The organism is Psychrobacter sp. bablab_jr014 (genome assembly GCF_016464015.1).
Lineage (GTDB): Bacteria > Pseudomonadota > Gammaproteobacteria > Pseudomonadales > Moraxellaceae > Psychrobacter.
In genome coordinates, this window is sequence record NZ_JACDXT010000005.1 from 60,245 (window position 1) to 76,077 (window position 15,833).

At 49.2% G+C, this 15,833-nt stretch carries 13 protein-coding genes and 4 tRNA genes; 7 read left to right on the top strand and 10 right to left on the bottom strand.

Annotated elements, in window-relative coordinates; translation table 11 throughout:
• Positions 1-146: 146 nt before the first annotated feature.
• The 3 genes from JIE71_RS01300 to JIE71_RS01310 all read left to right on the top strand — a co-directional run bounded on the left by JIE71_RS01300 (position 147) and on the right by JIE71_RS01310 (position 1,522).
• Positions 147-236 (top strand) — tRNA-Ser (locus JIE71_RS01300).
• A gap of 170 nt (positions 237-406) precedes the next feature.
• A tRNA-Arg gene (locus JIE71_RS01305) sits at positions 407-483 on the top strand.
• 400 nt (positions 484-883) lie between these two features.
• Positions 884-1,522: an RDD family protein gene (locus JIE71_RS01310; RefSeq protein WP_199506928.1), complete on the top strand. Its 639-nt coding sequence runs from the start codon at positions 884-886 to the stop codon at positions 1,520-1,522.
• An 85-nt stretch (positions 1,523-1,607) separates the two neighbouring features.
• Here JIE71_RS01310 and JIE71_RS01315 read toward each other — a convergent pair whose 3' ends face one another.
• Positions 1,608-2,591: a calcium/sodium antiporter gene (locus JIE71_RS01315; RefSeq protein ID WP_199506929.1), complete on the bottom strand. Its 984-nt coding sequence runs from the start codon at positions 2,589-2,591 to the stop codon at positions 1,608-1,610.
• A 275-nt stretch (positions 2,592-2,866) separates the two neighbouring features.
• On the opposite strand from JIE71_RS01315, the gene JIE71_RS01320 reads away from it, so the two are divergent.
• The 4 genes from JIE71_RS01320 (at position 2,867) to JIE71_RS01335 (ending at position 7,814) form a co-directional block, all read left to right on the top strand.
• Positions 2,867-4,447: an ABC transporter substrate-binding protein gene (locus JIE71_RS01320; protein WP_199506930.1), complete on the top strand. Its 1,581-nt coding sequence runs from the start codon at positions 2,867-2,869 to the stop codon at positions 4,445-4,447.
• A gap of 128 nt (positions 4,448-4,575) precedes the next feature.
• Entirely contained in the window at positions 4,576-5,505 is a 930-nt protein-coding gene (locus JIE71_RS01325) for an ABC transporter permease (protein WP_199506931.1), read from the top strand.
• An 81-nt stretch (positions 5,506-5,586) separates the two neighbouring features.
• Entirely contained in the window at positions 5,587-6,390 is an 804-nt protein-coding gene (locus JIE71_RS01330; RefSeq protein ID WP_199506932.1) for an ABC transporter permease, read from the top strand.
• Positions 6,387-7,814, top strand: coding sequence for an ABC transporter ATP-binding protein (locus JIE71_RS01335; RefSeq protein ID WP_199506933.1), 1,428 nt, complete (start codon positions 6,387-6,389; stop codon positions 7,812-7,814). Before JIE71_RS01330 ends, JIE71_RS01335 begins: the two co-directional genes overlap by 4 nt.
• Before the next feature lie 255 nt (positions 7,815-8,069).
• Here the strand turns inward: JIE71_RS01335 and panD are convergent, their stop codons facing one another.
• The 9 genes from panD to JIE71_RS01380 all read right to left on the bottom strand — a co-directional run bounded on the left by panD (position 8,070) and on the right by JIE71_RS01380 (position 15,645).
• On the bottom strand, positions 8,070-8,450 hold the full coding sequence (panD, locus tag JIE71_RS01340) for an aspartate 1-decarboxylase (protein WP_199506934.1): 381 nt from the start codon (positions 8,448-8,450) through the stop codon (positions 8,070-8,072).
• Positions 8,451-8,607: 157 nt separating this feature from the next.
• Entirely contained in the window at positions 8,608-9,189 is a 582-nt protein-coding gene (pth, locus tag JIE71_RS01345; RefSeq protein WP_199506935.1) for an aminoacyl-tRNA hydrolase, read from the bottom strand.
• Positions 9,190-9,415: 226 nt separating this feature from the next.
• Complete coding sequence (locus JIE71_RS01350) at positions 9,416-10,078, bottom strand: 50S ribosomal protein L25/general stress protein Ctc (RefSeq protein ID WP_199506936.1); 663 nt, start codon at positions 10,076-10,078, stop codon at positions 9,416-9,418.
• 213 nt (positions 10,079-10,291) lie between these two features.
• Positions 10,292-11,236: a ribose-phosphate pyrophosphokinase gene (locus JIE71_RS01355; protein WP_199506937.1), complete on the bottom strand. Its 945-nt coding sequence runs from the start codon at positions 11,234-11,236 to the stop codon at positions 10,292-10,294.
• 95 nt (positions 11,237-11,331) lie between these two features.
• A tRNA-Gln gene (locus JIE71_RS01360) sits at positions 11,332-11,407 on the bottom strand.
• A 189-nt stretch (positions 11,408-11,596) separates the two neighbouring features.
• Positions 11,597-11,672, bottom strand: a tRNA-Gln gene (locus tag JIE71_RS01365).
• Positions 11,673-11,845: 173 nt separating this feature from the next.
• Positions 11,846-12,787: a 4-(cytidine 5'-diphospho)-2-C-methyl-D-erythritol kinase gene (gene ispE, locus JIE71_RS01370; RefSeq protein ID WP_199506938.1), complete on the bottom strand. Its 942-nt coding sequence runs from the start codon at positions 12,785-12,787 to the stop codon at positions 11,846-11,848.
• Positions 12,788-12,995: 208 nt separating this feature from the next.
• Positions 12,996-13,619, bottom strand: a complete 624-nt coding sequence (lolB, locus tag JIE71_RS01375; protein ID WP_416231992.1) for a lipoprotein insertase outer membrane protein LolB — start codon at positions 13,617-13,619, stop codon at positions 12,996-12,998.
• 163 nt (positions 13,620-13,782) lie between these two features.
• Complete coding sequence (locus tag JIE71_RS01380) at positions 13,783-15,645, bottom strand: hypothetical protein (protein ID WP_228284488.1); 1,863 nt, start codon at positions 15,643-15,645, stop codon at positions 13,783-13,785.
• Positions 15,646-15,833: the final 188 nt, after the last annotated feature.

Below are 15,833 nucleotides of genomic sequence, written 5' to 3' on the forward strand. Positions count from 1 at the left end.
CTATAAGGGTTTTGCTGTTAACTTTAAAATAAGGGCAAAAGAAAATACCGACAGCGCTTGCATTTTATTTTTGCTTTGATATAATCATTGCCCACAACGTAGGACGTATCTTTAGCAAAGATGCACAAAAAGTCTTATCTTGTTTCGGTGAAGTGGGTGAGTGGCTGAAACCAGTTCCCTGCTAAGGAACCATACGTTAACGCGTATCGAGGGTTCGAATCCCTCCTTCACCGCCATCATTTAGCTGTTATGGCACTGAATAAATGATTGGAAACACCATTTTTATTAAAATCAAAAAAATCTGACTTTAATAAAAAAAGTGATTGACAATAAAAATATTCACTATATAATAGCCAACGAAATTTACAAGAAGTGGTTAACACAGACGGTAAATACGATGCAAAAAGCGCCTGTAGCTCAGTTGGATAGAGCACTTGGCTACGAACTAAGGGGTCGGGAGTTCGAATCTCTCCAGGCGCACCATTGCATTGACAGCGTTTTTAACGCACTAAATGAATCGCCATGTCAAATGACATTAAGGCGATTTTTTTACGTCTGTCGTTTTTGTTTTTATTCCCCATCATTTTTTGCCTGCTTTTTTCTTTTATTGCCAACTCATTTTAAAATGAATACAGTTATGCTGGCATAACTTTTACGAGGCCTCTGGAACGGCTAGCGTACAGCAAGCGAGTAAAATTTGTGCCAGCAGCCCGCCATAATGTTGTACTACATATTATCGTCCCGTTTGTTTTACAGCAGCTCACCGTTTTTTATTTATCCCCCATTTGCGTCAGTGGCACTTACCCGCGCTATAGTTACCGATAGCGGCGCAAAATACGCTACAATATCCGCCATTATTTATTGCTGGTAATGAGCTTGTATCATGTCAAAACGTAAATCTGCCGCCAAAGCCAAAGCGCCGCGTGCTACCAAAGCCCCTATCGAAGAACCTGTCATCGCCAAACCGACGACGCGGGTGGTGGCGATTGTTTATGACGGGATGCTGATTTTGGCATTGCTGTTTTTGGTGGGCACAGTGCTGACGGTCATCGGTACGCTATTGACCATGCAAACGGGAGTCAGCTCAGATGAGGCGCGCACCTTGCCCACATGGTATCAAAATGTGGTGATGACGCCTGCGTTTGTCTTAACCTTGGTGGGTTTTTATGGGCTGTTTTGGCGACGCGGCGGACAGACGCTCGGCATGCAGACGTGGCAGCTTAAGACAGTTAATGAAGAAGGCAAGCTACTATCGTGGGGCGCGGCGTTTAAGCGTATCTTGGCGGCGTGTTTGATGCCTGCGATTTTTGCGTTTATTGGCGGTTTGGTTGATGGTTCGCGCGCGGCGATACTCACCAGTGCGTTTTTGGGCTTTATGTTTAACTATGTGTTTTGCCGATTTAATCGCCGAGGTCTTGCGGTACAAGACATGCTGTCCAACACGGTAACCCTGAAAATGCCCAAGCAGGCGCATGAGGGTTTGTGGAAAACCATCCGCAACCGTAAAGAAACCAAAGAATAAGCGCATCAGCAACAGCGCATAAAAAAAGCCGTCCTCATAATATAGGATGGCTTTTTTGTTTGGGCGTCTTTATGATGGCTTATGCTTATAAGCTTACGCTTTGTATCAGCCATGTGGTGTAGCCCAAAAAGCACAGTAGCAGCGTAGAGCCTGAGAGGCGACCAAAGCGGCGCTTGGTCATCACAGCAACCGCACATAGGCCGAGCAGTAGCAGCGTCAATCCTGCCATCACCAGTACATCACGCGAGAACATGGCGCTGCTGACTGAAATGGGGGCAATCACTGCTGCCAAACCCACCACGCCTAAAGTGTTAAAAACATTCGAGCCGACGATGTTGCCCAATGCCATGCCATGCTCGCCACGGCGGGCAGCGGTGATGCTGGCGACCAGTTCGGGCAATGACGTCCCAACAGCAACAATGGTCAGACCAATAATCAATTCACTCAGACCCCACAAGGTCGCAAGCTCAATCGCACCCCAAACCACCGCGCGCGAGCTGATAACCAATAACAGCAAGCCAATCACGAGCGAAACGGTACTGCTTTTTACTTGCGCTTCAGACAGCTCATTTGCAGGCTCGGCAGTCGCTGTGGTATCTGCAAGTTGTGCGGCTACTTGTTCACGCTTGCCCAAGACAATCTGCATGCCAAGCACACCTATCAGCATCAGCACCAGTAGCACACCATCTACCAAAGTCACGACACCATCATATAGCTGCCATGCGGCCACGCCTGTCACGATTAACAATAAAGGCAAATCGCGTTTTACCACACCGCGCTCAACCAGCACGGGACTAATCAGCACGGTCAAACCAAGTATGAGCGCAATATTCATAATATTGGAGCCATAAGCATTACCCAGCGCCAGCTCAGGGCTGCCATCCAAGGCGGCTAAGGCTGAAACCACCATCTCAGGCGCAGAGGTACCCAGCCCAAGAATCAAAACCCCAATCAAAAAACTGGGGACATTAAACTTTTGGGCAATCACGGTTGCCCCATCAATGAATTTATCCGCACTCCAGACCAGTACTGCCAAGCCTGCCACGATGGCAAAGACCGCAAGCCCCATGAGATTTTTACTCCTTATTACGCTGCTTTAAATACAGTCAGTGTCAAGGCGACACCAAACTATGAAAAATGGTTAAAAACAACAACCTATGTGTTTGAAAACCGATAATAGCACGACTATTTGTATCGCCTTTTACATAAGCGTAAGTTTTTTGCTAACGATGACCTCTTTACTTATTTATCACGATTTTACTTTTTATCTCTTAAATATTTCTTTTTTAAAAATTTTGATATAGTATAACATTGCTTTTATGTTATGTTATAACGGAACTAAGTATGAAAAAAACGGTCATTGTGTCTGCTTTACTGATACTGGCAGGGCTAGCGTGGTATGTGCTGAGTATGAACAGTACCGCAAAAACAGAGGCGGACAATACAAATACCGCTACAACAAAAACAAAGACAGGTAGCGAACAAGACTTGATTGTGGTCACGCCATGGGAGTTGACCTCACTCGAACCCAGTACCACAGGCTTTATTTTTCAGCGGATGCAGCTGGCAGAAACCTTAGTCGATGCCAATCAAGATGCCCAGTTGCAACCGATGCTGGCAAAAAGCTGGTCGAGCAATGAGGCAGGAGATGTGTGGACGTTCGTACTGCGTGATGGCGTGCAGTTTCATAATGGCACGCCGCTGACAGCAGATGATGTGGTCAAAAGCTTGACCGTCGCGCTACAAAAACCGACCGCGCTCAAGGCAGCACAAATTGCCGATATTCGCGCTGTTGATGATAAGAGGGTCGAGCTGACATTGGGCAAGCCACTGATGTCGTTGCCCGCCTATTTGGCTCACGCGACCAGCATTATTTTGGCAAACGAATCGTTTGCAGATAACGGCGAAGTCACAGAACTGATTGGTACAGGCCCGTATCAATTGATGGCCTTTGAGCCACCACAAAAGCTTGAGCAGCAAGCATTCGCCAACTATTGGGGCACACCTGCCAAGATTGGAAATATCAGCTATTTGGCCAACAGCCGCAGTGAGACGCGTACCCTGCTGGCACAAAGTAAGCCCAACTATTTGGTATTTACCCTAGATCCTGCGAGCCTCAACCGCCTGCAACAAGACCCCAATGTACAAGTGCTGTCCAAGTCATTGGCACGCACCATTCAGTACAAAGTCAATGCCGATAATCCGCTGTTTAATGATGTCAACGTGCGCCAAGCGCTGAGCGATGCCATCGACCGCCAAGGTATCGCCCAATCCGTGATGCACTCTAAACAAGCCGTTGCCGAGCAGATTTTGCCATCTATTTTTGCCGATTGGCAAATCCAACCCTCAACCAAACAGCCTGACCCTGCCGCGATTAAGCAGCGCCTCATTGATTTGGGCTTTACTACCGATGACCAAGGCATGCTACAAAAAGACGGCAAGCCCTTTAAATTCACCTTGCGCACTTTTTCGGACCGTCCTGAGCTGCCATTGATTGCCACTGCCTTACAAGCGCAGTGGAAAAAAATCGGCGTTGCAGTCGATGTGTCGGTAGGCAACTTTTCTGAGATTCCTTCAGGGCATCAAGATGGCAGCCTAGAGATGGCGCTGTATGCGCGCAACTATGGCATGACGCCCGACCCTGTTGGCTCGCTGCTTGAAGACTTTGCGCCCGCGGGTAGTGATTGGGGCGTCATGAACTGGCAGTCGCCAGAGCTGACCAAAGATTTGCAGGTCTTAGAAACCAGCAAAGCGCCTGAAAAGGCAATCAAACAGCAGGTCTCCAAGATCATTTATGAGGCGCGCCCTGTCACGCCTGTGGTGTATTACCAACAAAACGCCGCCGCGCATAATTCTTTACAAGGCCTCGAGATTGACGCGTTAGAGCGCAATTTTTATCTAAACAAGTTGTCGTGGGCAGAATAGTGCTTTGAGCAGCACAGCGTCTGTATGTAGGTAATACAACGTACAGACGCTGGTATGCATGGATATTCAGACAAGCCAAGTCAAGCATAAGTGGATAAGAACCAATTAAAAACAAATGATGGGATGCTATGCCAAAGCTCATTTTACGTTATGTATTACAGCTGCTGCTGGTCGTATGGTCGGTGGGGACGCTGACCTTTGTGTTGACGCGCAGCTTGCCTGGCGATATGGCATATCGCATTACCGCCAGTCGTTATGGCTATGATCAGACAGATGCCGCTGCCGCCGCGCTGGTGCGCTCGGAGCTGGGACTGGATCAGCCGTGGTGGCACAGCTATATCAGCTGGTTTGGGGACTTGCTACAGCTCAAACTCGGTAACTCTTTGGTCAGTGGCGACCCTGTATGGGCGGAGATTGCGCATCAGTTTGGGCATACGCTGGCGTTGGCGCTCGTTGCGCTAGCAATGTCATTTTTTATTGGGCCGCCGCTTGGGCTACTCGCCGCGCAAAAGCCTAATGGCATCATTGACCGTTTGAGTTTGGTGGTCAGTACGGTGGTGCGCTCGTCACCGATTTTTATTGTCGGTATTGTGCTGATGTTGCTCTTTGCGGTGGAGGCCAAATGGCTACCTGCGGCAGGGTACGGCACGCCTGAACATTATATTTTGCCTGCACTGACGTTGGCCATTGGCTTATCGGCAGTGTCGATGCGTGTCAGTCGGCATGCGATGGTACAGGTACAGACCTCGGAGTATTACACGTTTTCGCGCTTAAAGGGGCTGAGCGAATGGACGACCTTTTGTCGCCATGGTCTGCGTAACGTGGCGATTCCAATTTTGACATACCACGCAGTGCAGCTGGTATTTTTGATTGAGGGCGTGGTGATTGTCGAGAGCCTGTTTGCGTGGCCAGGTAGTGGACACGCGCTGGTACATGCCATCGTTGCGCGTGATGTGCCGATGATTCAGGGTACAGCGCTCGTGATGGGGGCGATGTTTGTGATACTCAACATCGTGGTGGATTTACTCAGTGCGCTGATCGACCCGCGTGTGGCGTGATATATATGCCGCTGATGCCTTTATTTTTTTATCTTCTTATCAGTATGCGTTGATTAAGACGCTGAGGTTATGACTGTTTTGATGACTGCTTTTATTTCTATCAAAGACTTGTCCTTTGGCCAAAAGGTAGGTGGCGGGTTGTTCTTACTGCTGCTGGCATTTGCTTTTTTGCAGCCGCTGTATTATCCCATGGATGCCAGTACGCAAAATCTGGATAACACACTACAGGCGGCGAGCGTCAATCACTGGCTGGGTACTGACCATTTTGGCCGTGATATGCTGGCGCGTATTGCCTCGGCGATTCGTTTGTCGCTGACACTGATTGTACTGTCGGTCAGTTTTGCGCTGTTTTTTGGTTTGTTAGCAGGCGTGACCAGTGGCTATTTTGGCGGCTGGATAGACGCGGGGTGTAGCTTTGTGTGCGATATCATTATGGCACTGCCTGGGCTATTGTTTGTATTGCTGTTCGCTGCCATCGCGCCCAATTCGTTTTGGGCGATGTATTTGGGCATCTCGCTCGTGCTGTGGGTGGAGTTTTTTCGTATGGTGCGGGCGATGACGCGCACCATTGCCAAAAGTGGCGAGGTTGAATGCTCACGCCTGATGGGTATGGACTTTTTGTACTGTTTTAAGCGCCACTTTTTGCCCAAAATCTTACCTGTATTGGCGACGCTGAGCGCTTTTGCGGCAGCCAATGCAGTGCTGGCGTTGGCGACTTTGGGCTTTGTCAATGTGGGCTTGCGTCCACCGACTGCCGAGCTGGGTCTGATGATGACCGAGCTGTTTCCTTATTATTACCAAGCGCCGTGGGTATTTTTGCAGCCCATTATTGCGGTATTTATTTTGGTCTTTAGCCTACAACTACTCTCAGGAAAAATACAATGACATCAATCAGCGATACGGTATTGGTCAGTACGGACACGCTGACTGTACAGACGAGGGCAGGACAAGTACTGGTTGAGCCAATCAGTGTGACGCTACATGCGGGACAAAACCTGACCATTTTGGGGGAGACAGGCTCGGGCAAGAGCTTGCTGGCACAGGCGATTATCGGGGCATTGCCAAGCGAGCTGGTGACGACGGGGCGCATCTTGATTGAAAATCAGGCGTTAAGTGCCCGCCAGATGCGTGCCTATTGGGGCAGACGTATGGCGATGCTGCCGCAAGAGCCGAGCCGCTCCTTAGACCCGACCATGACCATTGCCCATCAGGTGTGGGAAAGCTGTCATTTGGTCGCCAAGCACAGCGCGGCAAAAAGTCGCACTTTGGCACAAGACAAGCTCACTGCGTTGGGGCTGGGCAAATTTACCCATTATTATCCGCATCAGCTCTCAGGCGGCATGGCGCAGCGCGCTTCTTTTGCCGTGACCATGGCGGGCGACGCGTACATCGTGATTGCCGATGAGCCGACCAAGGGGCTGGATGAAGCGAACAAACAAGCGGTGATAGCGCTGCTCCAACAAGTCGCCAAAGACGGCGGCACACTGCTCACCATCACCCATGATATTGATGTGGCAAAGGCGTTAAGCGCGGGTAGCAATGACCGCATCATGGTGATGAAAAAGGGCAAACTCTTGGAGCAAGGTCTGGGCGCGCAAGTGTTAGAGCATCCGACCTCAGACTATGCCAAGCAGTTAATGGCAGCTGCGCCACACCGCTGGCAAGCCCAAGACAAGACGCGTACCGAAGCGTCGCCGCTATTAGAAGTGCGCGACTTGGCGTTGGCACGTGGTAAGCGGGTATTGTTTGATAAGCTAAATATCACTCTGCGCCCCTCTGAAGTGCTGGGCGTGGTCGGCGGTAGCGGTATTGGCAAAAGCTCCTTTGGTGATGCGCTGTGTGGACTCTTAACCCCAGCAGGTGGCAGCATTGACTGGCAACAGCGACCCAAAGCACATCAAGTGCTCAAGCTGTATCAAGACCCGCCTGCCGCCTTTGCCCCGCACGTACCGCTACAAACCTTGCTCGATGATGTCATCCGTAAGCACAATCTAGACGCCAGCCGCATACCGTCCTTACTTGCCGCGCTCAAGTTGGACAAGGCTATTTTAAGCCGTAACGCGCTGAACGTGTCGGGCGGTGAACTACAGCGGGTAGCGATTTTGCGCGCGCTGTTGTTTGAGCCTGTCTTATTGTTCGCCGATGAAGTCACCTCGCGCCTTGATCCGATTACCCAAAAAGAGACGCTCGATTTGCTGATAGCACAGTGCCAAACGCAAAACTGTACGCTGGTGCTGGTCAGTCACGACCATGACGTGCTCAGGCACTATTGTCATCAGCTGATAGATTTGGAAGCGCTGGCGGCGTAGCTATATAGTTAAGTCCTTGTAAAGTGGAGATAGTGAGATTAAACGCTGTTTTTCGCAGCATCAAAAGACAGAGCCACAGCAAGCAAGAAAAGCAGCGTTTCATCGCGAGTATCTGTCTTGAGGTAGCTTTTTATTTACTGCTGACTATAAAAACCCAGCATAAAAAATGATTAATATAAAAAAAGGGACGCACTCCATCAGAATGCGCCCCTTTATGTTTCATCCGATTTTTAGCACTTTTAGCAATAAACCGTCTTATGCCACTTGTACAGGAATGATGTTCGCGGTGTCTTTGACCGTGTTGTCTTCATTGCAGTACACCAGCTTTGGCAAATGCTGGTCGGCTTCGGCTTCATCCATCTGCGCGTAGGCACAGATAATCACGATATCGCCAAGGTCTGCCATGTGCGCCGCAGCGCCATTTAGCGAGATGATGCCTGAGCCTGCTTCAGCGCGGATGACGTAGGTGCGAAAGCGCTTGCCATTGGTCACGTTGTAGATATCAATCGATTCATTCTCACGCAGACCCGCGAGGTCAAGTAGGTCGCTGTCGATACCACAAGAGCCTTCGTAGTGCAGCTCGGCATGGGTCACGCGTGCGCGGTGGAGTTTGCATTTCAGCATGTTTAAAAGCATGGCTAACGTCCTTTGTGTCACAATGTTTAAAACAGAGGTCAAAAGTAATAGGAACCAGTCCTAAATAAGTCGAGATTATACGCAGCCTATGCCCAACACGCCAGTATCACCGAGCGCTGTCTATGGGCGGGCGCGTCACCCTCGCCATCATAGCGGGTCAGTCAGGCAGTTTAAAACCATTAATCTGTGAGCGCGCACGTTCAGTATCACCATGGAGCAGGAGCGGCAAGGCATCAAATGCCGCCGTCAAGGCGCTATCAATCGCCGCTTGCTCGCCCTCAGGCGCTTTGGATAATACATGACCGCTAACCTTGGACTTGTGCCCAGGATGCCCAATGCCGATACGCAGACGATGAAAGTCACTGCCAATATGCGGCGTGATGTCGCGTAGCCCATTATGCCCGCCATGTCCGCCGCCCGTTTTTAGCTTAATGCTGCCCGCTGGAATGTCCAGCTCATCATGGGCAATCAGTAGCTGACTGTTATCAATGTCATAAAAATTGACCATCGGCACGACCGACTGTCCCGACTTATTCATAAAGGTCAAGGGCAGCAGCAAACGCACATCATGCCCATGTATGCGTCCACGTCCAGCAACGCCATGGAACTTTTTTTCAGGGGTCAATTCAATATTGAACTGGTGTGCCAAATGCTGCACAAACCAAAACCCAGCATTGTGGCGGGTATACATATACTGCTGACCAGGGTTACCAAGACCGACGATGAGCTTTAAAGACATGACAATACTCTATGGCTGGAGGGTGAATAAAATGAGCGAACAAAGACAATTAAAAATAGGGGCGTGTATAGAGCGTGTCTAATAAGATATTGATAGCATCAAAACCTACACGCTAAAAAAAACAGCAGGAGAGATTATCCCCTGCTGCCATGACAAGCCAAAGCTTGTCGTATGACGCATGACCTGTGGCAACAATGTGCCGCCACAAGACCATATTGTGACGTGATTACTCTTCGTCGTTTTGCTCAGTAGCAGGTACGTCATCAGCATCAACGTCGTCAGCATCGTCTTCAACAGGCTCAACCGTTGGTGGCTGCATGTTAACGATAGTGCGGTCAGTACCGTCTTCTAGCTCAAGCTCATGAATCACAGTGCCTTCTGGCAATACGATGTCTGATAGACGGTAAGTGTCGCCGATTTCCATGTTAGACACGTCAACTTCTAGGTATTCTGGAAGTTGTGATGGTAGGCAAACCACTTCAACGTCAGAAACAAGCGTAGATAGAACGCCGCCGTTTTTGGTGCCTGGTGCGTCTTCTTTACCAACGAAATGAACAGGTACGTTCATGTGGATGGTCTGACCCTTAACGATACGTTGGAAATCAACGTGCATTGGGTAGCCTTTTGCTGGATGACGCTGCAAGTCTTTGATAACGGCCTGATGTACTTCGCCGTTGACTTCGATTTTTAGAATGTGTGAGAAAAAGGCTTCGAATTCTAGCGCTTTTACCAATTCGTTGTTACGCAAAGCGATAGCGGTAGGCTCAGCGTCGCCACCGTAGATGATTGCAGGAACTAGGTTCTGCTTACGTAGGCGGCGGCTCGCACCTTTACCTTGCTGCTCAACAGAACGATCAACTGCAGTGAGTTCAAAATGATTCGTGCTCATGGATATAATCCTATAAAAAATAATAAAAGCGGCGCTTAAGGCTGCAAATTTGCGACCAATTCGACAGCGGGCGCGCTAAGATGTGCTGCAACCGACCAAATGGTCAGTACAGGCGCGCATTATACGCGTTTTTTTAACAAAAATAAAGGTTTAAAGCCCCGAGAGCCATGTGGCCATCGAGGCTTTTTACACAAAGTATGTTCTCAGTGCAGCTTATTCAAACATCGCGCTGATAGATTCTTCGTTGTTGATACGACGTAAGCTTTCAGCCAGCATCGAGGCGATAGATACTTGGCGGATTTTGCCGCAAGCTTTTGCTGCATCTGATAGTGGAATGGTGTCGGTCACAACCACTTCGTCGAGCGCTGACTCGTTGATGTTGTTTAGCGCATTGCCTGACAATACAGGGTGCGTGATGTAGGCAAGCACGCGGCGCGCACCATTGTCTTTTAGCGCGGCAGCAGCTTTGCACAGTGTACCTGCAGTATCGACCATGTCATCGACGATGACGCAATCACGGTCACGGACATCACCAATGATGTGCATCACTTGTGATTCATTGGCACGGGCACGGCGCTTGTCAATAATCGCCATGTCAGTATCGCCCAGTTGTTTCGCCATCGCACGCGCCCGCACCACGCCGCCCACGTCAGGTGAGACGACCATGATGTTGTCGTATTCTTGCTTTTTCAAATCATTCAATAGCACAGGCGTGCCGTAGATGTTGTCTACAGGAATATCAAAGAAGCCCTGAATCTGATCTGAGTGCAAATCAACGGTCATGACGCGGTCGATGCTGACGATGTTTAGCATATCGGCGACGACTTTAGCAGAGATAGGCACACGGGCTGAACGAGGACGACGGTCTTGACGCGCATAACCGAAATAAGGAATCACGGCAGTGATACGGCCTGCGCTAGAGCGGCGCAAGGCATCCGCCATCATCATGATTTCCATCAGGTTATCATTGGTCGGTGAGCAGGTCGGCTGCATGATAAAGACGTCTTTACCACGAACGTGCTCTTTGATTTCTACGGCGATTTCGCCATCAGAAAAGCGGGTAACATCTGCTTTGCCAAGCGGAATGTGTAGATGGTCGGCTACGGTTTTCGCTAATTCAGGGTGAGCATTACCTGTAAAAATCGCCAAATAAGGCATGACTGAAGTCCTATTGATTGACTCAAGCAGCGACCGCTAAGCAGTGACAAACTGCTCAAATTAAGAAAGAAAAGATGGTGAAGTACTGCAGAAAATGGCAGGGGTAGCTGGACTCGAACCAACGGATGTCAGGATCAAAACCTGATGCCTTACCAACTTGGCTATACCCCTGTATTGTATACCGCTTTAATGATAAGTCGTGAGGATGTCTTATCATGCAGTGTTTGCCGTAGTTTACGGCGTTCCCAAACAGTATGACGTTCGTTGCGAACTATACCGAAGATGAGAAGGTGTTGTCAATTGCTATCCAAAGATTGCTACAAAAAGCGGCAATCAAGGCAATAGCAATAAAACAAAATATGGCAGGGGTAGCTGGACTCGAACCAACGGATGTCAGGATCAAAACCTGATGCCTTACCAACTTGGCTATACCCCTATTGTGGCGACCTATTATAAGTAAATTTTTAGATTTTGCAACCCATTTTTGATTTTTTCTGGGATTTCTTTATCGTTATCAGATGATGGCGTCAGTTTATTTTCATACAACTTGAGAATTAACAACAGTAAGATGAGCTGTACTTAGCGCCTCAAGTTACAAAAATGCGTATCTTACAAACTCCCCACCACATAACCCTGACAAGGCGCGTCTTTTACCCATCTTGCCAGTAGCGCCTTATCGTCCGCAAGATGCGCAGCAATCGGCAAAAATACCGCGCTGCCTGAGCCTGTCATGCGCGCGTGACCACCTGCTGTTGCCTCAAGCGTATGCAAATAATCGAGCGCCGCTTGTACAGGAGGCGCAAGCTCAGTCACGACAGGGGTGAAGACATTGTGATAGCGTGGACTGAGCGCCTCAGTAAACTGAGCTGTTTCGCTGATGACCGTTTGCGTATCAATCGGGGCAATATCGCGGCGCAGTTTGGGATGCGCGAATAGGGCAGCGGTGCTCGCGTGCGCGTTGGGTGTTAATAATAAATAGGTCTGCGCAGGCAAATCAATCGGCGTCAATACCTCGCCAATACCTGTGGCAATCGCGTCTTGACCAAAGATAAATATTGGCACATCTGCGCCCAAGCTGCGCCCGATGCTCAGTAGTGTCTCTGTCTGATACTTTAATTGCCACAAGGTATTAAGCGTCTGTAAGGTAGTCGCGGCATTGGACGAGCCGCCGCCCAAACCTGCGCCCATGGGCAAGCGCTTATCAATGGCAATCTTGATGGTAGCAAGGGTATCGGGTAAGCGCTTATCTTCAATAGCAGTACGTAATAAAGCGTGCGCTGCCTTAAAAATCAGATTATCACCGATATTTTGAGTAATAGCTTCTGCGCCGTCAATCGTGACGAGAGCGCGGCATAATGCCTCACTGTCGTTTATAAAAGGCTGGGTCGCCCCCGTATCACCGACCGTAAACTGCATCGTATCGCCAAAATCTAGCAGCCGAAACACAGTCTGTAAGTCGTGATAGCCGTCACTACGCTTGCCTGTGATGTGCAAAAACAGATTGATCTTGGCAGGAGAAAAGCGGGTGATAATGCTTGGCGTGCGGTTCATAGCAGTCGGTAGCCCAAATAATAGATATGGCAAAAAGAAAGGTGAGAAAAGATTGTAACCGCTTCGCGCGGTGGGGCAAAGATACAACGGATAAAAAGCGTGAATAACAAAAATACCAGTATAAAAAAGGCAGCCGTTTATATAAAGGCTGCCTGTTTAATCACATTTTTTAGCGCGTGTTTGTACAAACTTGGCTGAGTTTTGCCAATCAGTTTTGATGGTTAATGGTCATCACAACTTTATAGCCTTGGCTTTGACGCGCCGTAATTTTGCTCGGCTTGGTGTCGTTGCCTGAGTAGCTAAAGCTCGCTTGCCATTCGCCATTGACTGCGCTGATGAGGCGGTTTTGCGCGTCAGTCTCGCTATTGCTATCTGAGGGTGCGGAGCGACCAGAAATCCAGTACGGCATTTGTGAGATGGGCGCTTGCCAGCCAGTAGCTTTTTGCAGCAAGGTTTCAGGGTCGTCTGCGGTCATCGTGCCTGTTTTTTCGCTGACAAGGGTTGCCGTTGAGCCATTGTATTCGATGTTGGTTTTGCCAATGCCCAGTGCGCCAATCAGCTCGATGGCAAAGCGGTCATCCTCTTGCGCCCACGCATAAAACGCACTGCCGCCTGTAGTGCCACTGTCACTTGGTACGGTCACGCCGATTTTACCATTGATATTAAAGTTCTCTAGCTTTTGCGGAATGCTGGTGGTGGGTGCGGTGGTGGCTTTGCCTGCCTGCATGGACTGACAGCCTGCAAGGGTCGCGATGGCTAATGTACCCAGCAAAACATGACGACAAAGACGCGCGGGCGTCCGCGCCACAAAAGTAGATAGATTCTGCTGCATAATCGTTCCTCAAAATGTTATCAAGTTCTTATAAAGTAATGCATTAATAGAATATTATTCAGCTTAGCCTACGCGGGTTTTGTTGCGCGGTTATGCGTGAGTGTTTATTTTTTTTGTATTGCCAGCATCATAAAATCTCCCAGCATGCTCAAACCATGCCAACTTAATACTGTTGCACGCGGTCATTGATATTGTGCTGACCAAACGCAAAGCGCCGCTGCAAATCTTCGAGCAGACTTTGCACTTTGGCCGTCTCGCCCATACCTTGATAAGCGCGCAGCAACAACACGCCTGAGCTTAAGGTGGGTAAGACATCGTACGGCGTTTGTAGATAGTCGATGACCTGCATATAGTCTTGCTGATTAAGCGCATTTTCGGCGAGTAGGTTGAGCGCTTCAAGATGTAAATTGCTGTCATAGCGCGGGTCGTCATAGCGCACATTAATGATGCTTTGGGCAATGGTCAGCCCTTGTGATATGGTGCTTTCATGCGCCATGAGCAGCTGCGCGTAGCTGAGCTGATAGGCAAGATTGCTTGCATCAATATTTTGTAGATGCTGCAGCAAAGCGCGCTTAATGACATAGTCTTGCTGATTGTCCAAGAGCTGTACGCGAGCAAACAAAATCATCTCATTATTAGGATACTGACGATTGGCTACGGTCAGTAGGTGCAAAGCCTCATCGGTTTTTTGTCGTTGGCGCAAAATATCAGCTTGCAAGACATAGGTGTCAGGCGCAAAGACGCTAAATTGTGCCCGCAGCTTAACCACGGTAGCGATGGCCGCATCGAAGTTGTCTTCTAACAGCTCAAACGCCACCACTTTTTCACGCGCCGCCAGTACCAAGTCTTCACGCATCACCGCGTTTAAATAACGCTTTGCCATATCAATATTCTGCTGACGCTCGGCACTGATACCCAGATAATAATAGGCTTGGTCGGTATACATAGGCTGAGATACTAAGGTGTTGAGCAGCTGCTCAGCGCGGCGGTATTCTTCAATATCAAGTCCCACCAAAGCAGCAAGTAAGGTAATCTCAGCATCGTCGATAAAGCGCTCGTGCGCGTTTAATAACAGCGCCCACGCCTCGTGACTGCGCTTTAAATCAAGCAAATAGCGAATCTGATACAAGTACAAGCTCTTGCTGGCAGGATTGCGCAGACGTGCTTGGTCGATATAGGACAGCGCAGCATCAGGGCTGTCCATTTTGCGCAAAATATCGGTTTTTAAAGTAATAAAGGGTGCGTAATTGGGCTGGCGTGCTAAGGCACGGTCAATATGTACCAGTGCGTCTTTGGGTGCGTTTGCTTGTAGCAGCAGACCTGCTTTTAATACCGATAGCGAAGCGTTTTGGGTACTGTCAATCGGCTCTAAAGCGATAAGTAGGGCGCGTTGGTCGGCTTCGGTAGTTGGGTAAATACCAATGAGAATCTCGCTCAAATCGGCGCGTGGGTCATAGCGTAAGATGCGATTCAAGGTTTTGCCCGCCAGCTCGTAATTGTGCGCCTTTAATGCCAAATGCGCGACATAAAACCACGCTGGCACGTGGTCGGGGTTTCTGTCCTGCCATGCTTTGGCAAAACGCAGCGAGGTGTTGACATCATCGTATTGCAGCGACAAGCCAAGCGCGCGCTCAAACACGGCTGTAGCGTCCTCTTTTAACGATTGCTGCTTGTATAATTGTAAGGCGCGCTCAGGGTCGCCGCGGTCGGCGGCAAATTCTGCCGCTAACAAAGCATAAAGACTGGGTTGATTGCTTGGGTCACTGTCTGTCATTGTCTCGGCATTAACAACAGGCTCAACAGGCGCGGGCGACTCTACAGGCGCAACCGTACTACTGGGCGTTTTATGACCCAGTAGGCTACTTAACAAGGACGCATGCGCAGGCGCACTACAATACAGCCCTAATGCCAAAGCAAAGGCGCTAGGACGCTGAACTTGTGTGGCTAAAAATGACCAGATTTGCGCTTTGGTAACCCAGCGCGTCGAGGTACAGACGGTATACCACAAAGACCCAAGAGGCATCATAACTCGCATTCTTTATCAAAAAAACAGTGCAATAACAAGATTATAAAAGTTTAATGACACATTAAACAATGGTACTCGTGTTACATGCTTTGGTCATCTGTGTTACAAGTGCGACACATATAGGTGGTGACGATAGACGCGCAGGAGTATTAAATAAATCTGCCAATAATGCTATAATATTCCGCTTT